The following is a 6,000-nucleotide window of genomic DNA, read 5'->3' on the forward strand; positions in this document are numbered from 1 at the left end:
TTGTATTGAGGTTCAACCAGCAGCGTGCAGGAATTAAGTAATAAGTGATGAACAGAGGCACCCCTCTCCGTCCCGGAGAGGGGCCGGGGGTGAGGTCTGGGTCGCGGGAAGTAAAAAAAGGCCTCCCTTCCGGGAGGCCTCCGTAGTCATACAGCAAGCGTAAAAACTTAAGCCTTGGGTCCGGCGTTACGAATTTCTTCGCTCACGCCCGCGGCGTACTTTTCAAAATTCTTTACGAAGAGACCGGCGAGGTATTTCGCCTTCTCATCGTAGGCGGCGGGGTCGCTCCAGGTATTGCGGGGCGTCAGCAGCTCGGTGGGAACACCGGGCACTTCCGTCGGAACGGCAACGCCGAAGATGGGATCGTTGATGGTTGCCACGTCATCCAGCTTGCCTTCGAGGGCGGCGGTGATCATGGCGCGGGTGAAGCCCAGTTTCATGCGGTGGCCAACGCCGTAGGGACCTTCGGTCCAGCCGGTGTTGATCAGCCACACGTTGACGTCGTTTTCTTCCATTTTCTTACCCAGCATTTCGGCGTACTTGCCCGGGTGCAGGGGCAGGAAGGGAGCGCCGAAGCAGGCCGAGAAGGTCGGCTTGGGCTCGGTAACTCCAGCTTCCGTACCGGCTACCTTGGCGGTATAACCCGAGATGAACTGGTACATGGCCTGGCCCTTCGTCAGCTTCGAGATCGGGGGCAGTACACCGTAAGCATCGCAGGTAAGGAAGAAGATGTTGCGGGGCGTGTTGCCGATGGACGGCTCGGCGGCATTCGAAATGAAGTCGAGCGGGTAAGAAACACGCGTGTTCTCGGTGATGGAGGCGTCGTCGAAATTGATCTTGTTGGTGCCTTCGAAGAACTTCACGTTCTCCACGATGGCGCCGGGGCGGATGGCATGGAAGATCTCCGGCTCCTTTTCTTCGGAGAGGTTGATCAGCTTGGCGTAGCAGCCGCCTTCGAAGTTGAAGACGCCGTCGGCGGTCCAGCCGTGCTCGTCGTCGCCGATCAGCTTGCGGGCGGGGTCGGCGGAGAGCGTTGTTTTACCGGTGCCGGAAAGGCCGAAGAAGATGGCGGTGTCGCCGTCGTCAGCCATATTGGCCGAGCAGTGCATGCTCAGTACGTTCTTTTCCTGGGGGAGGATGTAGTTGAGGATGGTGAAAATGCCTTTCTTGGTTTCGCCGGTGTACCCGGAGCCGGCGATGAGGATGGTCTTGTGCTTGAAGGAAACTACGGCGGCATTGTGCTGGCGGGTGCCGCATTCGGCCGGGTCGAGGCGCAGGCCGGGGGCGGAAAGTACGTGCCACTCGGCTTCGAAGTTTTCCAGCTCTTCTTCCTCGGGGCGGAGGAACATGTTGTAGGCAAAGAGGTTGGTCCAGGGCTTTTCCGTTACCACGCGGATGTTGAGGCGGTAGCGCGGGTCGGCGCAGGCATAGCAATCGCGCACCCAGATCTCGGGCTGCTCGTTGAGGTAGTTCATGATCTTTTCGCGGATGATGAAGAAGTACTTCTCCTCCATGGCGATGTTGAAGTTATTCCAGTGAACGGTGTTTTCAGTGGTTTCATCCTTCACGGTGAACTTGTCCTGCGGCGAGCGGCCGGTGAATTCACCGGTGCTGATGGCCAGGGCGCCGCTGTCGGTCAGCGTACCTTCTCCCATCCGCAGCGTGTCTTGCACTAACTCCTCGGGTGTCGATTGATAATGAATGCTTTCTGTTTTTGTAAGGCCAATTTTTACCAGTTTCCCCATCGGGATGGAAATTGTAGGTACTGACATACAGGCAATCGTTTGTTTTAGACTGCAAAGGTAAAAGTTTGTGCCAAGCGACAACGTTTCCGTGTGATTGGTACACATTAAATAGACTGTATTCCAATCCGTTGAAAGCCGCGCCCCGTCTATGGTAGAGCTTCGGGCCTGTGGTCAGAGAAAGAACGCTGATCCCGCTGAAGCGGGATACGCAGGTTGATTATGATTTGAGCGGATGTTGGTACCAATATCAGCGCTCGTCATAACGGATCATAAAAAATCTGCGTTCCTTCTCTCTGTCTCCGGCTTATTTTGCCCTCATCATGAAGCATCTTCCCCTCAACCCCGAGCTCTTCGTCTCCAACCGCCGGCGCTTCGCGGAGCGTATGAAGCCGAATTCCATCGCCATCTTCGTTTCCAACGACGAGGTGCAGAGCAACGCCGACGCCCTGCACTCCTTCCGCCAGAACAGCGACCTCTATTGGCTTTGCGGCATCCAGCAGGAAGACACGATGGTGATCCTTTTTCCCGACAACCCCGACCCGAAATACCGCGAGGTGCTGGTGCTGGTGCGTCCCAATGAGCTTAAGGAAAAATGGGACGGCAAGCGGCTCCGCCGCGAGGAAGGCACTGCCCTATCGGGCATCAAGACCATCGTATGGCTCGACGTGCTCGACGGCCTGCTGCAACCCTGGATCCACGCTGCCGAAAATATCTATCTCGATACCAACGAAAACGACCGCCGCGGCGGCCACACCGAAACCCGCGACTACCGCTACATTTACGAAACGCAGCGCCGCTACCCGCTGCACCGCTACGAGCGGGCAGCCCGCATCATGAGCGAGCTGCGCGCCATCAAAACACCGCTCGAGGTGGAAGTGACGAAGCAGGCCATTGCCATTACCGCCAAAACCTTTGAGCGCGTTTGCCGCTTTGTGAAGCCCGGGGTGATGGAATATGAAGTGGAAGCCGAGATTATCCATTCTTTTCTCTCGCAACGTGCTTCGGGTGAAGCTTATGGCTCCATCATCGCTTCGGGCGACCGTGCCCGTACCCTCCACTACGTGAGCAACAACCAGGAATGCAAGGACGGTGAGCTGTTGCTGATGGACTTCGGCGCGGCCTACGGCGGCTACAATGCCGACCTCACGCGGACAATCCCCGTGAACGGGAAATTCACACCGCGGCAGGCCGAAGTGTACAATGCCTGCCTGCACCTGCACGATTATGCCAAGAGCATCCTGAAGCCCGGGATCACGCTTATGGAATATACCGACAAGGTAGGGGAGGAAGCCACGCAGCAGTTCCTGAAGATCGGTCTGCTGACTCCCGGGCAGGTGAAGAACGAAGACCCCGACAACCGCGCCTACCGCAAGTACCTGTACCACGGCATCTCGCACCACCTCGGCGTCGACGTGCACGACCTCGGCACCCGTACGGGCCCGGTGCAGGAGGGCATGCTCTTCACCATCGAGCCGGGGATCTATATCGAGGAAGAGAAAACGGGCATTCGCATTGAGAACAATGTGTGGATCACCAAAGACGGCAATATCGATCTCTTTGAAGGCATTCCGATTACAGTGGAGGAGATCGAGGCAGCAATGGCGTAAAAAAGGTTCTAAGGTTTTAGGGTTTTAAGGTTCTAAGGTTGGTTGAAGAACCACAGAACCATAGAACCGCAGAACCTCAGAACCACGGAGCCCCTAACCTTCCCGGCTACCTTATATTTGCCGCTACTAACCCTTTGTTCATGAAGCAAATTCCCAACCTGTTTACGCTGCTCAACCTCATCTTCGGTTGCATCGCCATCGTTTACATTTTGCAGACCGGCGAGACCATCGCACAACTGGATGAGAACACCGTGATGTATTGGGTGCTTCCCGAGAAAATGGGGATCGGCGCTTTATTTCTTTTTGCCGCGGCCGTGGTGGATTTTCTCGACGGCTTCCTGGCGCGCCTGCTCAAAGCCTCTTCCGGCATGGGCGAGCAGCTCGACTCGCTGAGCGATATGGTTTCCTTCGGCGTGGCCCCGGGCGTCATCCTGTACCAGTTGCTGCGTATGAGCTATACGAAGCAAGACAACGGCCTCGACGTTACGATCATGGCCCTGCTGCCCGCTTTTATTTTTACGGCCGCTGTTGCCTGGCGCCTGGCAAAGTTCAACATCAGCACCACCCAGAAATACAATTTCGAAGGCGTGCCTTCTCCTGCCGGCGGCCTGCTCATCGCTTCGCTGCCCCTGGCGCTTCATTACGACAACGAATCGGTGCGCGAGCTGATCATCAACCGCTGGTTTCTTTACGGCATCATCCTGCTCGTTTCCTACCTGATGGTGAGCAACCACTCCATGATGGCCATGAAGTTCAAAGACTACAGCTTCCGCAACAACAAGCTGAAGTTTCTGCTCGCGGGAATTTCGCTTGTGGCTATCATCCTGCTGAAATGGCTTGCCGTTCCCGTCATCTTCGTGATCTACGTACTCCTGTCGCTGTTCAACAAAGAGCCCCATGCCGTGGCGGTTGCCGCACCGGGGCACGAAGAGAAAGACATCACGGTATAGATCTTTGATCTCGGATCTGTTGGGTTGGTGCCCGCCTTTCGGACCTCGCTTTGGCCTGTGCGCGCACGGGCGGCAGTAACGCTCCCTTTAGCATATTGGCATATTACCCGTTAGCACATTACCCCATTAGCACATTCTTCTTTGTGCTAATTTGCGCCCCAAACACTAGTTCATGAACTATACGATCCAGGTGAAAGTAATGCCGCTTAAAGACCTGCTCGATCCGCAGGGTAAAGCTGTCCGCAACGGTCTCGACAACCTCGGGCTCAAGGGCATCGGCGACGTGCGCATCGGCAAGAATATCACCCTCCAGATCGAGGCCGACTCCGAAGAGGCCGCCCGTGCCATCGCCGAAGAAGCCAGCAAAAAGCTGCTCGCCAACCCGGTGATGGAATACTACGAAATCAGCTGAAAATCTTCAATCTGAAAATCTGGAATCGGCTTAAGATTCCAGATGGGAAGATTCCAGATCCCCAGATCTATGCTCTACCTCGTTCCCACGCCCGTCGGCAACTTAAAGGATATTACCCTGCGCGCTCTTGAGGTGCTCGGGGAGGTCGACGTTATCCTGGCCGAGGACACGCGCACTACGGGGAAGCTGCTCCAGCATTACAACATCCAGAAGCCGCTGTCGCCCTACCACCAGCACAACGAGCACAAGGTGCTGCAGCACCTCGTAGACCAGCTGCTTGCCGGCAAGAAGATGGCGGTGGTAACGGATGCGGGAACGCCGGGTATTTCGGATCCCGCCTTCCTGCTGGTACGGGAATGTGTGCGCAACGGCATCCGCGTGGAAGGCCTTCCCGGCGCAACCGCTTTCGTGCCCGCGCTGGTCAGCAGCGGCCTGCCCACCCAGCGCTTTTGCTTCGAGGGATTCCTGCCCCCGAAAAAAGGCCGTCATACGCTCCTGACGCAACTTGCGGAAGAAGAGCGTACCATCATCCTCTACGAGTCGCCGGTGCGCCTGGTGAAGTCGCTCGCCGAATTCATCACCTACTTCGGGGCCGACCGCCCCTGCTGCGTGTCGCGCGAGGTAAGCAAGCTGTTTGAAGAGCACGTGCGCGGCTCCCTGCAGGAGGTACACGATCATTTCGAACGGAAAGGCGTGAAAGGAGAAATCGTTGTGGTAATTGGCGGAAAGCCTTAATTTACATCCTCCAAAAAACCAAACACCGTGTATATGTTTCGTTCGCTTGTGCTGACTGCCTTTTGTGCTGTCCTGGTCTCCGTATCCGCATCCGCCCAGCTGGGCAAGATACCCGTGGCCGTTACTGCCGCTTTTTCAAAGCAGTATACCGAAGCCAAAGAAGTTGCTTTTTCCGACAACCTGGGTGATTACTCCGTTGCTTTCAAGGTCGATACCGCGCAGATGACCGCGCACTATAACAAAAAAGGCGAGTGGAAAGGGTCCGAGAAGACCATCGCCTTCGACCAGCTTTCCACCGAAGTGAAAGACGGCTTTATGAAAAGCAAGTTCTCCGACTGGCAGGTGAGCGGCGTCAGGCAGCTTTATCTTACCCCGGGCGAAGGCGGCGGCGAGCAGTATCGCATTAAAGTGAGCCAGGGCAACCTAAAGAAGCGCTACCTCTATTTCAATAAAGTGGGGAAGCTGGTGCGGGATAAGATGACCCTGTAAGAATATCGAATACCGAACAAGGAATATTGAATATTGAAGAAAAGAGCGGATGCCTCAGGCAT

The 6,000-nt window shown here is 56.0% G+C and carries 6 protein-coding genes; 5 read left to right on the forward strand and 1 reads right to left on the reverse strand.

Features of this window, described 5'->3' with window-relative positions; all coding sequences use genetic code 11:
- Positions 1–167 precede the first annotated feature (167 nt).
- A complete protein-coding gene (pckA, locus tag EPD60_RS10930; RefSeq protein ID WP_131449482.1) occupies positions 168–1,772 on the reverse strand; it encodes a phosphoenolpyruvate carboxykinase (ATP) in 1,605 nt (534 codons plus the stop codon).
- A 293-nt stretch (positions 1,773–2,065) separates the two neighbouring features.
- On the opposite strand from pckA, the gene EPD60_RS10935 reads away from it, so the two are divergent.
- The 5 genes from EPD60_RS10935 to EPD60_RS10955 all read left to right on the forward strand — a co-directional run bounded on the left by EPD60_RS10935 (position 2,066) and on the right by EPD60_RS10955 (position 5,938).
- Positions 2,066–3,352: an aminopeptidase P family protein gene (locus tag EPD60_RS10935; RefSeq protein ID WP_131449483.1), complete on the forward strand. Its 1,287-nt coding sequence runs from the start codon at positions 2,066–2,068 to the stop codon at positions 3,350–3,352.
- Between the two features lie 140 nt (positions 3,353–3,492).
- The gene (locus EPD60_RS10940) at positions 3,493–4,302 is read left to right on the forward strand and encodes a CDP-alcohol phosphatidyltransferase family protein (RefSeq protein ID WP_131449484.1); all 810 of its coding nucleotides are present in this window, start codon (positions 3,493–3,495) and stop codon (positions 4,300–4,302) included.
- A gap of 172 nt (positions 4,303–4,474) precedes the next feature.
- A complete protein-coding gene (purS, locus tag EPD60_RS10945; RefSeq protein WP_131449485.1) occupies positions 4,475–4,714 on the forward strand; it encodes a phosphoribosylformylglycinamidine synthase subunit PurS in 240 nt (79 codons plus the stop codon).
- A gap of 69 nt (positions 4,715–4,783) precedes the next feature.
- Positions 4,784–5,449, forward strand: coding sequence for a 16S rRNA (cytidine(1402)-2'-O)-methyltransferase (gene rsmI / locus EPD60_RS10950; RefSeq protein WP_131449486.1), 666 nt, complete (start codon positions 4,784–4,786; stop codon positions 5,447–5,449).
- Between the two features lie 33 nt (positions 5,450–5,482).
- Positions 5,483–5,938: a PepSY-like domain-containing protein gene (locus EPD60_RS10955; RefSeq protein WP_131449487.1), complete on the forward strand. Its 456-nt coding sequence runs from the start codon at positions 5,483–5,485 to the stop codon at positions 5,936–5,938.
- The last annotated feature ends 62 nt before the right edge of the window (positions 5,939–6,000 follow it).

This window comes from Flaviaestuariibacter flavus (assembly GCF_004337505.1).
In the GTDB taxonomy this organism is placed as follows: Bacteria; Bacteroidota; Bacteroidia; order Chitinophagales; family Chitinophagaceae; genus Flavisolibacter; species Flavisolibacter flavus.

What these genes read in the sequence shown, in the direction of transcription:
- pckA (WP_131449482.1), bottom strand. Translation starts at nt 1,772, where the DNA reads ATGTCAGTACCTACAATTTCCATCCCGATGGGGAAACTGGTAAAAATT.
- EPD60_RS10935 (WP_131449483.1), top strand. Translation starts at nt 2,066, where the DNA reads ATGAAGCATCTTCCCCTCAACCCCGAGCTCTTCGTCTCCAACCGCCGG.
- EPD60_RS10940 (WP_131449484.1), top strand. Translation starts at nt 3,493, where the DNA reads ATGAAGCAAATTCCCAACCTGTTTACGCTGCTCAACCTCATCTTCGGT.
- purS (WP_131449485.1), top strand. Translation starts at nt 4,475, where the DNA reads ATGAACTATACGATCCAGGTGAAAGTAATGCCGCTTAAAGACCTGCTC.
- rsmI (WP_131449486.1), top strand. Translation starts at nt 4,784, where the DNA reads ATGCTCTACCTCGTTCCCACGCCCGTCGGCAACTTAAAGGATATTACC.
- EPD60_RS10955 (WP_131449487.1), top strand. Translation starts at nt 5,483, where the DNA reads ATGTTTCGTTCGCTTGTGCTGACTGCCTTTTGTGCTGTCCTGGTCTCC.